Origin of the sequence: Streptomyces sp. NBC_01334, from assembly GCF_035983595.1 — a bacterium.
GTDB classification, from domain to species: domain Bacteria; phylum Actinomycetota; class Actinomycetes; order Streptomycetales; family Streptomycetaceae; genus Streptomyces; species Streptomyces coriariae.
This window is the reverse complement of sequence record NZ_CP130718.1, coordinates 8,829,993-8,845,705: the sequence shown is the minus strand read 5'-3', so window position 1 is coordinate 8,845,705 and position 15,713 is coordinate 8,829,993. Positions and strand designations below refer to the sequence as shown.

The window sequence follows — 15,713 nt, the reverse complement described above, 5'->3', positions numbered from 1 at the left end:
GTCGCCACGTCGTCACCGCCCTCACGAATGGACTCACCCACATCTCCGCGACCGTTCCGCCCACGACGCCCTCCACGGTGTGGCAGACCCGTGGCCGTCACACCGGCCCCACCGCTCCGGACGTCCTGCGCAAGCACCTTCAGGCACTCAAGGACGCCGAGACCGTCCAGGACTTCATGGAGCTGCCGGACACCGACACCCCCGAGGGGGAGACGGCCTTCGAAGCCCGGTGGCCGGTCGCGGAGGAGGTGACCGTCCGTGCCCGGCTCAGGCTCGCCGAGTGGTCGGGCCAGGGCCAGGAATGGACGCTGACGGCGGAGGCGGAGCGGCCGTGGGACCAGCGGTGGCCCTCGCCCGCCGGGATGTTCTGGTCCTGGGAGGCGGACACCCCGTGGGGCAACGAGACCGTCACCGGTGAGCGGTTCCTCGCCGCGAACCCGCTCCCGGCGGACGACAAGGAGCTGCGGCGTACGCTGCGGGCCGCCCTGCGGGACACCTGGGCCGTCCACCTCGTCGTGCACGAGGCCATGACACCCGACGAGCTGGGCCGGGGGTCGCTGGTCCCGCTGCTGCCGCCCGGCCTGCACCACCGGGTCGTCGAGCACCGCGCGGCCCCGCACCAGCTGCGCACCGTGAACTGGGCCCTCAAGGAGGCCCGGGTGGAGGTGCCGCGCGGCGGGGCCCTGGTGCTGCCCGGCGCCCCCGCCCCGGCCGACTACGACGCCGCCGAGTACTCGGTGCGCAGCGTGTTCCTGGACGGCACGCATCCCACCGAGCTGCTGGACGCGGTACGGCGCTTCGCGGCGCTGCCCAGGCCGCTGCCGGAGGACGCCGACGCCGCGCTCACCGCACTGCGGGAGGAGTGGCAGCTGCTGACCCCGGAGGAGGAGCTCGCGCGGGAACGCAAGCTCGTGGTGATGTACAAGGAGGCTCTGGCGGCGATGACGGAGTCCCGGGACCTGTACCGGGAGGCCGCCGAGCACGCCCACGAGGCGCTGGCCGCGTACCGGGAGGCGGCGGCCGAGGCCGGGGAGCCGCGGCAGGCGCCGGCCAGGAAGAGCGGCTCGCCGTTCCAGCAGCTGGGCCGGACCCTGGAGCGGTTCAGGGAGACGACCAAGGGCCTGCGTCCGGTGCCGTCCGCCGCACCCGCGGCTCGGGTGGAGTCGCCGGACCAGGACCGCACCGGCGGCACGACCGGCGTCACCGGCCCCACCGGCGGCGACGAACCCGAGGTGACCGACCGGTAGGGGGTCGGCGGGCGGCAGGTCGACAGGCGCCGGCGGGCGGCTTGCAGCCCCCTGTGTCAGCCCGTGCCCGAATTGCCTCGTAACGGGACGTGTCACACGCCCCCGTCTGGATACGCGGTCCCCACGGCACCACGGACCGCCCCGGAAGGGACCAGCACATGGGCAGCGAGCACGGCCCCCGGTCATCGCCCCACCGATCCGACACGACGCTGCGGGTCAACGGCAAGCCCCACACCCTCACCGTCGACCACCGGCGCGTGCTGCTGGACCTGCTGCGGGAGGATCTGGACCTCACCGGGGCGAAGAAGGGCTGCGACCACGGTCAGTGCGGCGCGTGCACCGTCCTCGTCGACGGGCGGCGCGTCAACAGCTGTCTGCTGCTCGCCGTCGCCCTGGACGGCAGCGACATCACGACCGTCGAGGGCCTGTCCGGCGACGGCGACGATCCGCATCCACTCCAGCAGGCCTTCCTGGACCGCGACGCCTTCCAGTGCGGGTACTGCACGCCCGGACAGATCTGCTCGGCGGTGGGCGCGCTCGCCGAGGCGGAGTCGGGGCATCCCTCGCACGTCACGGACCCGGCGACGCCCTCCGGAGGGCCCGTCGCGCTGGACCGGGACGAGATCCGCGAGCGGCTCAGCGGCAACCTCTGCCGCTGCGGCGCGTATCCGCGCATCGTCGACGCGGTCGAGGACGTGACCGGGGCGGGCAGCACATGACCGGGCCGGCGGCCCAAGGGCACGACCGGGGCAACCAGAGGACGTGATCCGGTGGAAACCTTCGCCTACGTACGGGCCGGCAGTCTCGCGGAGGCCGCCGAAGCCTTCGCCGCTCACCCGGGCGCACGCTATCTGGGCGGCGGCACCAATCTCGTCGACCTGATGAAGCTCGGCGTGGAACGGCCGACCGCCCTCGTCGACGTCACCCGGCTGCCACTGGACGAGGTGACGGAGCTGCCGGACGGGTCGCTGCGGATCGGCGCCCTGGTGCGCAACAGCGACCTCGCGGCGCATCCACGTGTGCGTGACCGCTACCCCGTGCTCTCCCAGGCGGTGCTCGCGGGCGCCTCGGGCCAGCTGCGCAACGCCGCCACGACCGGCGGCAACCTGCTCCAGCGCACCCGCTGCCCGTACTTCCAGGACGTCACCAAGCCGTGCAACAAACGGGAGCCGGGCAGCGGCTGCGCCGCCCGGGACGGCGTGCACCGCGACCACGCGGTGCTCGGGTACTCCGGGCACTGCATCGCCACCCAGCCGTCGGACATGGCGGTGGCGCTGGCCGCGCTGGACGCCGAGGTCGAGCTGTACGGCACGGCGGGCGTGCGCCGGGTGGCGGCGGCCGAGTTCCACCGGCTGCCCGGTGAGCAACCGGAGCGGGACACCGTGATCGAGCCCGGCGAGCTCGTCACCGCCGTCCTGCTGCCGGCCGTCACGGCCGGGCTGCCGTCCGCGTACCGCAAGGCGCGCGACCGGGCCTCGTACGCCTTCGCGCTGGCCTCCGTCGCCGTGGTCCTGGAGGTCGCCGACGGTGTCGTCGCGCGGGTGGGGATCGCCTTCGGGGCGCTGGCCCACCGCCCGTGGCGGGCCCGGCGGGCCGAGGAGGCGCTGCTGGGCGCGGCTCCCACCCGGGCGGCCTTCGAACGCGCCGCCGAGCTCGAACTCTCCGAAGCCCGGCCGCTGCGCGACAACGCTTACAAGGTGCCGCTGGCCCGCAACCTCGCCGTCGACGTCCTGACGCGACTCGTACCGCAGGAGCCCGGACCGGAGGGGCCGCCACCGTACGAGCCCGGATCGCAGGAGGAGGACTCATGACCGCGGTGGGCGCTCCCGCCGAGCGCAGGGAGGGCCGGGAGAAGGTCACCGGAACGGCCCGCTACGCCGCCGAACAGCCCCTTCCCGGGCGGCTCTTCGCCCGTCCCGTCCCGGCGGCGATCGTGCGCGGCCGGGTGACCGACGTCGACGACACGGCGGCGCTGGCGCTGCCCGGTGTCGTCGCGGTGCTCACCCATCGCAACGCGCCCCGTCTCGCCTCGGCGGACGACGCCACGCTCGCCGTGCTCCAGGACCCCGAGGTACCGAACCGGGGCTGGTTCGTCGCCCTGGTGGTGGCCGACAGCCCGGAGGCGGCCCGGGCCGGCGCCGCCGCCGTGCGGGTCACCTGCGTCGAGGAGAAGCACGACGTCACGCTCACCGCGACACACCCGCAGGCGTACGTCCCCGAGAAGATCAACGGGATATTCCCGGGCGCACGCGAACTGGGCGACCCCGACGGCGCGTTCGCCGACGCGGACGTGCAGGTCGACGTCGGCTACCGGGTGCCGCCCCTGCACAACCACCCCATGGAGCCGCACGCCAGCACCGCGCACTGGGACGGCGAACGGCTCACGGTGCACACCTCCAGCCAGGGCACCACGGTCGTGCGCGCCGTGCTCGGCACGATGTTCGGGCTGGCGGACGAACGGATCACGGTCGTCGCCGAGCATGTCGGCGGTGGCTTCGGGTCCAAGGGCACGCCCCGGCCCGACGTGGTGCTCGCCGCGATGGCCACCTGGCACACCGGACGCCCGGTCACCGTGGTCCTCCCCCGCCGGATGCTGCCCACCTCCGTCGGCCACCGGGCGTCCACCCTGCACCGGCTGCGCCTGGGCGCGGACTCCGACGGCCGGCTGACCTCGCTCGTGCACGAGGTGACCACGTACACCTCGCGGATCAAGGAGTTCGTCGAGTACGCGGGCATCCCGGCCCGCGTCATGTACGCCGCCCCGAACCTGCGCAGCCGGCATCACGTGGTCCGGCTCGACGTGCCGACGCCGTCCTGGATGCGGGCCCCCGGTGAGGCGCCGGGCATGTACGCCCTGGAGTCGGCGCTGGACGAGCTGGCCGAGGCCCTCGGGATGGATCCGGTCGAAGTGCGGGTCCGCAACGAGCCGGACACCGAACCGGACAGCGGCAAGCCGTTCAGCAGCCGGCACCTCGTCGAGTGCCTGCGGGAGGGCGCCCGCCGGTTCGGGTGGTCGGGCCGGGACCCCCGTCCCCGCACGCGGTCCGCCGGCCCGCTGCTGCTCGGGACGGGCGTGGCCGCCGCCACGTACCCGGTGCAGGTGTATCCGTCGAGGGCGGCGGCGCGTGCCCTGCCGGACGGGTCCTTCCTCGTCGAGGTGAACGCCGCGGACATCGGCACCGGTGCCCGTACGGTCCTTGCGCAGGTCGCGGCGGACGCACTGGAGGCGCCCCTGGAGCGGGTGCGGATCCGGGTGGGCAGCAGTGATCTGCCGCGGGCCCCGCTGGCGGGCGGTTCCTCGGGTACCGCCTCCTGGGGCTGGGCGGTGCACGAGGCGTGCACACGGCTCGCCGGGCAGCTGGCGGAACATCAGGGTCCGTTGCCTGACCAGGGGTTGGAGGCGCGCGCCGACACCAAAGGGGAGGCCGACGCCGAAAGTCCCTTCGCGCGGCACGCGTTCGGAGCCCACTTCGCGGAGGTCTCCGTGGACACGGTGACCGGAGAGGTGCGGGTGCGCCGGCTGCTCGGGGTGTACGCGGCGGGGCGCATCCTCAACCCCCGTACCGCGCGCAGCCAGTTCGTCGGCGGGATGACCATGGGCCTGGGCATGGCGTTGACCGAGGGCAGCACCCTGGACCCCGCCTTCGGCGACTTCACGGAGTCGGATCTCGCGGCCTATCACGTGCCCGCGCACGCCGACGTCCCGGACATCGAGGCGCACTGGATCGACGAGGACGATCCGCATCTCAACCCGTTGGGCGGCAAGGGGATCGGAGAGATCGGCATCGTGGGCACAGCGGCCGCCCTCGGCAACGCCGTGCACCACGCCACGGGCGTCCGCTTCCGCGAACTGCCCCTCACCCCCGACCGGGTGCTGACGGGACTGCTGGAGACCCCTCGGCACCCGGCACCGGCCGGCTAGCCGCCGCCGAGCGGACGTCGGTCCGGGGTGCTCGTCGCCATACGCGTCCGCCGCCCGCCCAACAGGCTCACGAGGAGTGCGAGGAGCGCCGTCAGCTCGGCGGCCGCGGCCGTCGGAGCGGCGAGCCAGGCCGGCGCGAGGGTCGCCTCCGTGGTCCCGGACGATTCCGTCGGACCGCCTCCTCGCCGCAGTGCGGCTCGAGGGGCTCGCGGTACAGCAGCGCCATGAGCCGGGTGACCTCCTCCGCGGAGCGGCTCACGGGGCGGCGGAGGCGCCGGGGAGGGGTGGGACGGAACGGTCCGTGACGGACCGCGTGGAGCGGGTGATCATGCTGCGCTCTCTCCGGAGGGGTGCGGTCTCCCCTGCACCCCCGAGATGCGACACGCGCGTGCCCCTGCCCGCTGCACGGGCCGCCCGGCACGCTCCGCCACTCGGACGCGGCAGCCGCGTGTGCCGCGTCCGATGCGGTAATCCCGCCGGAAACGGGCATCCGGAAACCGAAAGCGGGGAAATCGAGTAAGAGCAGACGTCGCGCGACGGACCATACGGGAGGGCCCGTGGATGCGCCAACCACGCTCGTCGTCGTCGCGGTGCTGGCCGCCGCGGCGCTGTTCGCCGTGGCCGCCGCCGTGCTCGTGCGTCTGGTCCGCGCCCGCCGGGGCCTGAGACGAGCGGGGCTTCCCACCGGGCCGCGCTGGGTGTTCTGGGGGGCGGTCCTGTACTTCGTGCTTCCCACCGACGTACTGCCGGACCCCGTCTATCTCGACGACATCGGTGTCCTCCTGCTGGCTCTGCGTTCCCTGCGCCGTACCCCCGGTGACACCGCACACCTCCCCGACTGACCGTCCGGGAAGAGGTTTTCACCCCCGCTCGACCCGATCTCCCCTGCTCCGCGCCCTGTTCGGCGCCCGCCCGCGCGATGATCACGGAGAGTAAGGAAACCAACCACCCGTTCGATTCGTATAAGTGACTGAAGGACGCACCTATCCAGCACCACGCAGCGGGCCCGAGTGACGTCGCACAGCGGCACCGCTTGATCGAAGCAGTACCGACGAGGGAGAGACGATGCAACCGTTCACGCTCAACTACGCACGCCCAGCGGCCGAGTTGGAGTTCAGCACTCCGTACGCCTATGACCCCGGAATGCAGTTGAACGTAACTCTCGACGGCCGGATCGCCGCTCGTGACCACGCCCTCCTGAGAGAACTCGGGACAACGACCTCGACTGCGGGCTCCAAGACCCACTTCGACGACTGAACACGGGCCGACGAAAATGACCGTGCTCATCCTTACCTGTGAAGAGGACGTCACGGCGGACATGGTGGTCGTGCACCTGAACGCCGCGGGCGTCCCCGTCGTCCGGCTGGACCCGGCCGACCTGACCCACTCCGTCGCGCTCTCCGGCGAGTACGTGCACGGTGCCTTCCGGGGCCACCTGTCGTCCGCCGGACGGCTGGTGAGCCTCGACGGGCTGCGGTCGGTGTGGGTCCGGCGGCCCGGTGAGGCGGCGGCCCGGGCGGCCCAGCCGTCCGCGTGGCTCACGGAGGAGGCCTCGCAGGCGCTGTACGGCATGCTCCGCGGTACCGGGGCGCGCTGGATGAACCACCCGGACGCGTCCCGGCGCGCCCGGTACAAGCCCTGGCAGTTGCGGCTCGCGCAACTCAGCGGGCTGCCCGTGCCGGCCACGATCGTCACGACGTTCCCGCAGGCGGCCCGGGAGTTCGCGGACCGCTACCCGGATCTGGTGGTCAAGCCGGTGTCCGGGGCACATCCGCAGGACCCGCCCCGGGCGGTGCCCACCACGCGGGTCCCGCCGGGCGCGGACTTCGCCGCCGTCGCCTACGGACCCACGCTGCTCCAGCGCCGGGTGGCCAAGCGGGCCGACATACGGCTGACCGCGGTCGGCGACCGCATCCTGGCCGCCCGCAAGGAGACGGTCCCCGGCGGCGACCCCGACGTGGTGGACGTGCGCTATTCGCCCTCCACCACACCCTGGCGTCCCGCCGACGTCCCGCCGCGCCTCGCCGAGGCCGTGCGGAGGTATCTGCGGGAGGCGGAACTGGCCTACGGAGCCTTCGACTTCGCGGAGGACGCCGACGGGACGTGGTGGTTCCTGGAGTGCAACCAGTCCGGCCAGTTCGGCTTCGTGGAGGTGGACACCGGGCAGCCGATCGCCCGCACCATCGCGGAGTGGCTGGCCGACGCGCCCCCGGAGCGCGACGCCCGGCAGCCCGACCGGTGCGGCTCCACCGCCTCGTGAGGCGTCCGGGCGCGGCGGGCACCGCTGGGGGCGCACCGCCGCGCCGAGCCCGGCTCCGGGCCGCCCTCAGACGGCCAGGGACAGTCCGCTCTCCGGGTCGCGCGCCGGCACCGCCGCCGCGGACTCGAGCAGGGCGTCCGCCGCGGCGACCGCCTCCCGGACGTCGGGCGTGTCCATCAGCACGCACAAGGTGTACGTCACGTCCTGTAGTTCACGAGCCGTCTGCGGCCTGTCCCACTCCGCCTGAGCGATCCTCAGCGTCGCGTACCGGGTCAGCAACGTCCTGGCGACCTTCGGGTCCGGAACGATCACGAGCGCCTCTCTCTCCTGTTTGCGCTGCGTGTGCCCGGACCTGGGCGAATCATGCACGGCGGGCGGGAATGTCACCCGCCGGGGTCATGATCCGGCCACCTGCGCTCACGCGACCTGCCCGCTGTGCAGGTCCGTGTACGCGCCGCCCCGGCGCAGGAGCTCGTCGTGCGTGCCGGTCTCCAGGATCCGCCCCTCCCCCATCACCACGATCCGGTCCGCGCCGCGCACGGTGGACAGCCGGTGCGCCACCACGAAGGTGGTGCGGCCGCGCAGCAGCCGGGCGAGGGCCTGCTGGACGAGCGCCTCGGACCGGGTGTCCAGCGCGGACGTCGCCTCGTCCAGGACCAGCACCTTCGGGTCCCGGATCAGGGCGCGGGCGATGGCCAGCCGCTGCTTCTGCCCGCCCGAGAGCCGGGCCCCGCGCTCCCCGACGAGGGTGTGCAGACCGTCCGGGAGCCGTTCGACGAACTCCAGTGCGTTGGCGTCGCGCAGGGCGGCGCGGACCGTCTCCTCGTCGGCCTCGTCCTCCATGCCGTAGGCGACGTTCTCACGGATCGTGCCGTCGAAGAGGATCGACTCCTGCGGCACCACCGACACGAACCGTCGGTAGGTGCGCAGGTCCAGGCTGTTCATGTCGGTCCCGTCGAGCAGTACCCGGCCCGAGGTCGGCCGGATGAAGCCGATGACGAGGCTGAGCACCGTGGACTTGCCCGCGCCGGACGCTCCCACGAGGGCGACCGTCTCCCCGGGAGCGACGGAGAGGGTGAAGTCGCGCACCGCCGGGCTGCCGCTGTCGTAGGCGTAGCCGACGTCCTCGAAGGTCACCGAGCCGTGCAGCGCGGTGAGTTCGGACTTGCCCTCGTTGTCCTCCAGCTCGGGTGCCTGGAGCACCTCGCCGACCGAACGCACCGACTCCAGGCCCTTGGTGATGACCGGGGCCAGCCCGGTCAGGGTGGTGGTGGAGTTGGTGAGGGTGGTCAGGAAGGCGCTCAGCATCACGACGTCGCCGGCGGTGACGCCCCAGACGCCGTAGTACGAGATGAGCGCGGCGCCGGTGAGGACGAGCACCCCGATCACGTTGAGCAGCACCCAGGCCAGTGAGCCGAAGCGGCCGTTGAGCAGGTCGAGTCGCATCCCGGAGGTGAGCAGCCGGCTCAGGGTGCCGTCCATGCGGCGCAGCGCCTTGCCCTCGAGTCCGTGGGCGCGGGTGACCGGGATCAGGCGCGTCATCTCGGTGACGCGTGAGGACAGGGTCTCCACCTCGTGCCGGAAGTCCTCGTTGTGGGTGCGCAGCCGGGCCCTGAGGCGGTCCACGAGGACGGCGGCGACCGGCACGACGATGAGGAAGACCGGCACGAACTCGGGGGTGCGCACGGCGATGATGACGAGGCCGCCGGTGAGCACGGTCAGCGCGCCGAGCCCCTGCTCGGCGGTCTGCTGCACCATCTGCTCCACGGTCTCCACGTCCCGCACCACCTTGGCCTGGAGCACGCCGGCGCTGACCCGGGAGTGGTAGCCGATGGACAGCTGCTGCATACGGGTGCACAGCGCGGACCGCAGGGTGGTGCCCATGCGGCGGACGCTGCCGTAGAGCAGGCGCACGTAGAGGAGGTGCAGGGGGTAGTTGACCAGCAAAATGAACAGGATGACGCCGGTGCTCGTCCAGAGTCTGCCGATCGGCTGGTGCTGGACGACGGTGTCGATGATGGACGCGGTGATCAGCGGCAGCAGCCACACCGGGCTGTGCTTGACCGTGAACACGCCGGCCGCGGCGGCGAGACTGCGCCGGTCGGCGCGCAGGAGGTAGGCGAGGGTGCGGATCGGGTGCTCGCCCCGGTAGCGGTGGTCGAGCGGTCTTTCGTACGACGACGCCATGGGCGGCGGTCCTCCCGGTGGTCGTGTCAGAGGGCGGCGTCCAGCTCGGCGAGTTCGGCGTCGGTGAGGACGAGGTCCGTCGCGGCGAGGGAGTCGAGGATCGTCTCGGGGCGGCTCGCGCCGGGAATGGGCACCACGACCGGCGACCTGGAGAGCATCCAGGCCAGGCACACCCGTTGCGGGCTGACCCCGTGGGCCTCGGCCACATGGGCGAACGGGGCGTAGGAGGAGCCCAGTTCGCGGGCCCGGGAGATGCCGCCGAGCGGGCTCCACGGCAGGAACGCGATGCCGAGCTCGTCGCACAGGCGCAGTTCGGGCTCGCTGGAGCGGAAGGCCGGGGAGAACTGGTTCTGTACGGCGACCAGGCGCCCTCCGAGGATGTCGTTCGCCTGCCTGATCTGCTCGGGGTTCGCGTTGGAGATGCCGGCGGCACGGATCTTGCCCTCGTCCAGCAGCTCCCGTACCGCGCCGACGGACTCCTCGTAGGGGATCCGCGGGTCGGGGCGGTGGAACTGGTACAGGCCGATGGCGTCCACGCCGAGCCGGCGCAGCGACGCCTCGCAGGCCGCCCTGAGGTGTGCGGGACTGCCGTCCAGGGTCCAGCTGCCGTCGCCGGGGCGCAGATGGCCGCCCTTGGTGGCGACCAGGACGTCCCGTCCCCGGTCGTGGCCGGCGAGGGCCTTGGCGATCAGGGTCTCGTTGTGGCCGACCTCGTCGGCGTGGAGGTGGTAGGCGTCCGCGGTGTCGATCAGGGTGACACCTGCGTCGAGTGCGGCGTGGATCGTGGCGAGGGACCGGGCCTCGTCCGGTCGTCCTTCGATCGACATGGGCATGGCGCCGAGGCCGATCGCGCTGATGTCCAGGTCACCGATACGGCGGGTCTGCATGGGCTCGCGACCTCTTTCGGATGCGGGCGGGCAGGGCGAAGTCCGGTGCACCGGGAGGTGATCGCGGTGCACCGGACGTCCTCCAGCCTGACCCCGCCGTCACCCGCGGGTCCAATGGAGATAAGCGAACGCATTCAGCAGCACGGCCGCTGAATCACGGGAGTGCCCGTCAGGAGCGGCTCGCCAGGTATTCCTTCACGCCCGGCGCCTCGTGCGCGTCCTCCACACCCACCAGGCCGCCGACCGCCTTCGCGTCCGGCTTGAGCACATAGGTCGACAGGGCGGCGGGCCGGGACACGTCGGAGAAGTCCTGCGGGGAGCCGAGTCCGGTGTCGACGCTCTTCTGCCCACGGTGCGCCTTCACGACGTCCTCCCGGGCGAGGCTGCCGGCCGCGCAGGCCTTCTTCAGGTCGGCGCCCAGCAGTTGGGCGGCGTTGTAGCCGGACAGCACCCCGGAGTCCACCGGGGAGGCCGGGTACTTCTTCCCGTACGCGGTCACCATCTTCTGGACACCGGGCAGGTCCGAGCTGACGGCGGGCGCCGCACTGACCACGTTCAGCAGGCCCAGCAGGGCCGGTGCCGCGGGCGTCTTCAACAGCTGCGGCGCGTAACCGGGCGCGCTGCTGACGACGGGCACCTTCAGTCTGCGGGAGGCGGCCACCCCGACCAGGGAGGCGGTCTGGGCCGGGCCCGCGCTGATCAGGACGGCCTTCACGCCCGCCTTGCTCAGCGCCGACACCTGAGCGGTCAGATCCGTGTCCGTCGCCTTGATCTTCTGCGGGACGATCTTCAGCCCGGCCTTCTCGGCCGCCCAGGTCGAACCCTCCAGGGCGTTGGCGCCGTAGTCGCCCTCGAAGTAGACGTGTCCGACGGAGTCACCCTTGGCGAGGCCCTTGGTGCGGGTGAGGAAGTCGACGGCAGTGATCATGTCGAGGTCGTAGGTGGTGCCCATGACCTGGACGGATTCCTTGCCCAGCAGGGAGGCCGCCCAGGCCTGCGGGAAGGTGAGCAGGTGGTCGCGCTCGATGTCGTCGAGGAGGGCGGCGACGACGGGGGATCCGATGACCTGCGGCAGCGCGACCACGTCCGGGGAGAGGTCGGCGTAGGCGGTGACCGCCTTCTGCACGTCGTAGCCGTGGTCCTTGACGACGATCTCGACCTTGCGGTCGCAGATGCCGCCGGCGGCGTTGGTCTCGTCGGCCCACAGCTGCTGGGCCTGCACGATGCTCTTGCCGAGCGTGGCGTAGGGGCCGGTCAGGTCGGTGAGGGCGCCGAGTCTGATGGTCTTCGCGGTCACTCCCGGGCCGGACTTGACGCCGTCGGCGCTGTCGGAGCCGCTGTCGCCGTCCGCCTTGGAGCTGCAGCCGGTGGCCGCGACGAGCAGGGCCGCGAGCGCGGCAGCGAGGAAGGTTCCGGGGACGCGGTGTCCGTGGTGCGTGCGGTTCACGGGGTGGGCTCCTTGGTTCGGACGGCGGAGGCGGATGGACGGGTGGCGGGCGCCGGGGCCGGGGAGGCGGGGCGCAGACGGGTGCGGACCCGGCGGGTGATGCCGGTCAGTCCGTCGGGGGCGTACAGCAGGACCAGGACGATCGCCGCGCCGTAGAGGTATCGGGCCGCCTCGGTCGGGCCCACCCCGCCGTCGGTGGTGCCGGGGGCGGTCACCAGGGGCAGCTGGTCGGCGTATCGGGTCATCAGCAGGGGCAGCGCGGTGACGAAGACGGCGCCCGCGGCGGCCCCGGCCACCGAGCCCAGGCCGCCGATCACGATCATCGCCAGGTAGTCGACCGAGAGGGCCAGGCCGAAGTAGTCGGGGACGACCCGCCGGAAGGCCAGCGCGAGCAGCACCCCCGCCAGGCCCGCGTACATCGACGACACGACGAAGGCCGACGCGCGGTGGCGGGCGACGTCGACACCCATCACGGCGGCCGCCGTCTCGCTGTCGCGCAGGGCCGCGAGGGCACGCCCCGGGCGTCCGCGCAGAAGACCGCGCGCGGTCCACCAGGTGCCGGCCAGCAGGGCGAGACCGAGGAACCACAGGCGTTCCTCGGCGCCGAACGGCACGCCGAGGACGACGAGTCCCGCACCGTCGTCGCTGAAGGAGAACCCGCCGAGGCTCAGCGGGGGCACGGAGCGGCCGTTGAACCCGCCGGTGACGGAGTCGGCGGTGAGCAGCACGTGGTGGCCCAGGAAGACCAGGGCGAGCGTGGCGACGCCCAGGTAGATGCCGCGCACCCGGCCGGCGACGGGACTGAACAGTCCGCCCGCCGCCCCGGCGAGCAGCACGGCGAGGAGGGCTGCGAGCCCGGTCGGCAGTCCGGGGCCGGGTTCTCCGGCCAGCCAGGTGTAGCCGTAGGCGCCCACCGCGAGGAAGAAGGCGTGCCCCAGGGAGAGCTGGCCGGCGGTGCCGGTGAGCAGGCCGAGGCCGACGGCGCCGATGGCGGCGGCCATCGAGAACAGGCCGATGCGCAGCCAGAAGGCGTCCAGGTAGAAGGGCGGCGCACACAGGAGGAGCGCGGCCAGGAGCACGAGGGCGCCCTTGGGGATCCGCTCAGACACGAGCCGCTCCCTTCGCGCCGAACAGTCCGGTGGGCCGCACCAGCAGGACGGCCACCATGACGGCGTACGGGGCGACGTCGCCGAACCCCTCGCCCAGCACGTGCAGTTCGGACTGGTAGCCGGCCGCCAGGGCCTCGGTCAGGCCGATCAGCAGGCTGCCCGCCAGGGCGCCGGGCGGGGAGGTCAGGCCGCCGAGGATCGCGGCCGGGAAGGCCTTGAGGGCGATCTGACCGGTGGTCCGTTCCAGCCCCGGGGCGGGGAACGCGGCGAGGAACACGGCGGCCAGCGCGGCGAGGGCGCCGGCCAGGCACCAGGCGAGCATCCGCACCCGGCTCAGCCGTACGCCCATCAGGGCCGCCGCCTCCGTGTCCTCCGCGGCGGCCCGCAGGGACAGGCCCCAGGAGGTGTGGCGGAACAGGGCGAAGACCGCGCCGATGGCGATCGCGGAGACGGCGATCGCGGCGAGCCGGCTGTCCGCGACGGTCACGGAGCCCAGGCGGGTCACCGAGTCGCCCCACGGGTCGCCGAGGGTCAGCAGGTCGCCGCCGATGCGCCGGGATAGGTCGGTGAGCAGCACGATGTCCACGCCGATGGTGACGATGGTCTGCACATGGGCGGCCTTGGGGTCGGGGTCGCCGCGTTGGAGCAGCAGCCGGTCGAGGGCTCCGGCGAGCGCCGCGGTGGCCAGGACGGACACCGCGAGGGCGCCGGCGAAACCGAGGTCGTCGTGGAGGACGGCGACGAGGTAGCCGCCGAACAGGAGCAGCGATCCGTGGGCGAAGTTGAGCACCCCCGACGCCTTGAAGATCACGACGAAGCCGAGCGCGACCAGGGCGTAGACCGCCCCGAGCGCCAGCCCGGTGAGGATGCTGTCGAGGAAGGCGGTCATACGGAGTCCCCTTCGGAGTCGGTTGCCTCTTCGAGGGCGGTGCCCTGTGCGGTGGTGTCCTGTGCGGTGGTGTCCTCGCCGGGAGTGTCCTCGCCGGGGGTGCCGAGGTAGGCGCGCAGCACTTCGGGATGGCGGCGGACCTCGTCGGGGGTGCCGTGGGCGATGCACCGGCCGAAGTCGAGCACCGTGACCTCGTCGGCCAGCCGCATCACGAGGCCCATGTCGTGCTCCACCAGCAGGACGGACAGGCCGAGTTCCGCGCGGACGGTGTGGATCACCTCGGCCGTCCGGGCGCGTTCGGCGCCGTTCATGCCGGCCACGGGCTCGTCGAGCAGCAGGACGCGCGGCTCGAGACAGAGGGCTCGGGCGAGCTCCACGCGCTTGCGGTCGCCGTACGACAGCAGGGCGACGGGCGTCTCGAACCGGGCCGCCAGTCCGGTGAGTTCGGCGATCTCCCGGGCCCGGGCGAGGTGGGCGCGCTGTTCGCGCACCGCTCGGGGCAGACGCAGGGCGGTCGCGGCGAAGCCCGCGTGGGAGAGGACGTGCCGGCCGAGCATGAGGTTGTCGGCGACGGTGCCCTCGGTGGTGACGATGTTCTGGAAGGTGCGGGCCACGCCGAGGGCGGCGATCCGGTGGGGCGCCAGTCCGGTGAGTGTCTCGTCACCGAGCCGGACCTGTCCGGACACCGGGCGGTACAGGCCCGACAGGACGTTGAAGCAGGTGGACTTCCCGGCGCCGTTGGGCCCGATCAGGGCGTGCACGGACCCCGGGGCGACGGTGAACGACACCGTGTCCAGGGCGGTCAGACCGGCGAAGCGCACGGTCACGTCCTGAACCCGGAGTTCGGGGGGCGCTGCCGCGAGACGGCCGGGAGCGGTGGCGGTGGTGGGGCGCAGGCTCACGCGGCCCCCTGGTCGCCCGCGTCGTCACCGAGGTAGAGGCGCCGCACGGCGTCCGTGCTCGCGAGGTCGTCGGCCGGGCCGGACAGCCGGACCTCGCCCACTTCCAGGACGTAGGCGTGGTCGGCGAGGGACAGCGCCATGCCCGCGTTCTGTTCGACCAGCAGGACGGCCGTGCCCTGGGCGTTGATCTCACGGATCACCTCGGCGATCCGGAACACCATGCGCGGGGCCAGGCCGAGGGACGGCTCGTCGAGCAGGAGCAGCCGTGGCGCGGCCATCAGAGCCCGGCCGATGGCCAGCATCTGCTGCTCTCCCCCGGACAGCAGACCGGCCGCCTGCCGACCGCGTTCGGCGAGCACGGGGAACAGCGTGTACACGCGGTCGCGGGCCTCCCGGACCTGTTCGGGTGCCCGTCGGCCGAGGCCGAGGCCGCCGGTGCGCAGGTTCTCCTCCACGGTCAGGCCGGCGAAGACCCGGCGGCCCTCCGGGACCTGGACGACGCCGGCCCGCACCGCCGCCACCGGGTCACGGCCGTCCAGGACCGTGTCTCCGTAGCGGACGAGGCCGGCCGTGACGGTGCCGCGGTGCAGGCGCAGGGTGCCCGACACCGCCCGCAACAGCGTGGACTTGCCGGCGCCGTTGGCGCCCAGCAGCGCCACGACCGCGCCGTGCGGGACGGTCAGGGACACGGAGCGCAGGGCTGACAAGGCCCGCCCGTACGTCACGTCGAGACCCTCGACGTGCAGCGCGGGCCGCTCCTGCGGGGGTACTCCGGGCATCGCGGCTCCTCGGGTCCGTGCCGGCGGGCACGGAGTTTCTGGGGAAGGGGAGCTCACGACAGCACGCCGGAGGAGGGGCGGTAC

Annotated in this window: 15 protein-coding genes; 7 read left to right on the top strand and 8 right to left on the bottom strand. The window is 73.0% G+C overall.

Going from position 1 to position 15,713, the window contains the following annotated elements; translation table 11 throughout:
• Nucleotides 1–77: 77 nt before the first annotated feature.
• The 7 genes from OG736_RS39425 to tgmB all read left to right on the top strand — a co-directional run bounded on the left by OG736_RS39425 (nt 78) and on the right by tgmB (nt 7,429).
• Nucleotides 78–1,247 carry a hypothetical protein gene (locus OG736_RS39425; protein WP_327186701.1) on the top strand — a complete coding sequence of 390 codons (1,170 nt, stop codon included), beginning with the start codon at nt 78–80 and terminating at the stop codon, nt 1,245–1,247.
• A 158-nt stretch (nt 1,248–1,405) separates the two neighbouring features.
• The gene (locus OG736_RS39420; protein ID WP_327186700.1) at nt 1,406–1,966 is read left to right on the top strand and encodes a 2Fe-2S iron-sulfur cluster-binding protein; all 561 of its coding nucleotides are present in this window, start codon (nt 1,406–1,408) and stop codon (nt 1,964–1,966) included.
• Between the two features lie 51 nt (nt 1,967–2,017).
• Nucleotides 2,018–3,058: an FAD binding domain-containing protein gene (locus tag OG736_RS39415; protein ID WP_327186699.1), complete on the top strand. Its 1,041-nt coding sequence runs from the start codon at nt 2,018–2,020 to the stop codon at nt 3,056–3,058.
• Nucleotides 3,055–5,169 (top strand): xanthine dehydrogenase family protein molybdopterin-binding subunit, encoded by a 2,115-nt coding sequence (locus tag OG736_RS39410; protein WP_327186698.1) that lies wholly within the window; start codon nt 3,055–3,057, stop codon nt 5,167–5,169. Before OG736_RS39415 ends, OG736_RS39410 begins: the two co-directional genes overlap by 4 nt.
• A 557-nt stretch (nt 5,170–5,726) precedes the next feature.
• Complete coding sequence (locus OG736_RS39405; RefSeq protein WP_327186697.1) at nt 5,727–6,011, top strand: DUF1232 domain-containing protein; 285 nt, start codon at nt 5,727–5,729, stop codon at nt 6,009–6,011.
• A gap of 223 nt (nt 6,012–6,234) precedes the next feature.
• Nucleotides 6,235–6,426, top strand: a complete 192-nt coding sequence (gene tgmA / locus OG736_RS39400) for a putative ATP-grasp-modified RiPP (RefSeq protein ID WP_020129087.1) — start codon at nt 6,235–6,237, stop codon at nt 6,424–6,426.
• Between the two features lie 16 nt (nt 6,427–6,442).
• Nucleotides 6,443–7,429, top strand: coding sequence for an ATP-grasp ribosomal peptide maturase (tgmB, locus tag OG736_RS39395; protein WP_327186696.1), 987 nt, complete (start codon nt 6,443–6,445; stop codon nt 7,427–7,429).
• A 66-nt stretch (nt 7,430–7,495) separates the two neighbouring features.
• Here the strand turns inward: tgmB and OG736_RS39390 are convergent, their stop codons facing one another.
• The 8 genes from OG736_RS39390 to OG736_RS39355 all read right to left on the bottom strand — a co-directional run bounded on the left by OG736_RS39390 (nt 7,496) and on the right by OG736_RS39355 (nt 15,629).
• On the bottom strand, nt 7,496–7,741 hold the full coding sequence (locus OG736_RS39390; protein ID WP_327186695.1) for a DUF5133 domain-containing protein: 246 nt from the start codon (nt 7,739–7,741) through the stop codon (nt 7,496–7,498).
• Nucleotides 7,742–7,846: 105 nt separating this feature from the next.
• A complete protein-coding gene (locus tag OG736_RS39385) occupies nt 7,847–9,616 on the bottom strand; it encodes an ABC transporter ATP-binding protein (RefSeq protein ID WP_327186694.1) in 1,770 nt (589 codons plus the stop codon).
• Nucleotides 9,617–9,642: 26 nt separating this feature from the next.
• Nucleotides 9,643–10,503 carry an aldo/keto reductase gene (locus tag OG736_RS39380; protein WP_327186693.1) on the bottom strand — a complete coding sequence of 287 codons (861 nt, stop codon included), beginning with the start codon at nt 10,501–10,503 and terminating at the stop codon, nt 9,643–9,645.
• A gap of 169 nt (nt 10,504–10,672) precedes the next feature.
• A complete protein-coding gene (locus OG736_RS39375; RefSeq protein ID WP_327186692.1) occupies nt 10,673–11,950 on the bottom strand; it encodes an ABC transporter substrate-binding protein in 1,278 nt (425 codons plus the stop codon).
• The gene (locus OG736_RS39370; RefSeq protein WP_327186691.1) at nt 11,947–13,059 is read right to left on the bottom strand and encodes a branched-chain amino acid ABC transporter permease; all 1,113 of its coding nucleotides are present in this window, start codon (nt 13,057–13,059) and stop codon (nt 11,947–11,949) included. Before OG736_RS39370 ends, OG736_RS39375 begins: the two co-directional genes overlap by 4 nt.
• Nucleotides 13,052–13,948, bottom strand: a complete 897-nt coding sequence (locus tag OG736_RS39365) for a branched-chain amino acid ABC transporter permease (protein ID WP_327186690.1) — start codon at nt 13,946–13,948, stop codon at nt 13,052–13,054. Before OG736_RS39365 ends, OG736_RS39370 begins: the two co-directional genes overlap by 8 nt.
• Nucleotides 13,945–14,850 (bottom strand): ABC transporter ATP-binding protein, encoded by a 906-nt coding sequence (locus OG736_RS39360; protein ID WP_327186689.1) that lies wholly within the window; start codon nt 14,848–14,850, stop codon nt 13,945–13,947. The genes OG736_RS39365 and OG736_RS39360 overlap by 4 nt, the downstream gene beginning before the upstream one ends.
• Nucleotides 14,847–15,629, bottom strand: a complete 783-nt coding sequence (locus OG736_RS39355; protein WP_054238842.1) for an ABC transporter ATP-binding protein — start codon at nt 15,627–15,629, stop codon at nt 14,847–14,849. Before OG736_RS39355 ends, OG736_RS39360 begins: the two co-directional genes overlap by 4 nt.
• Nucleotides 15,630–15,713 lie beyond the last annotated feature (84 nt).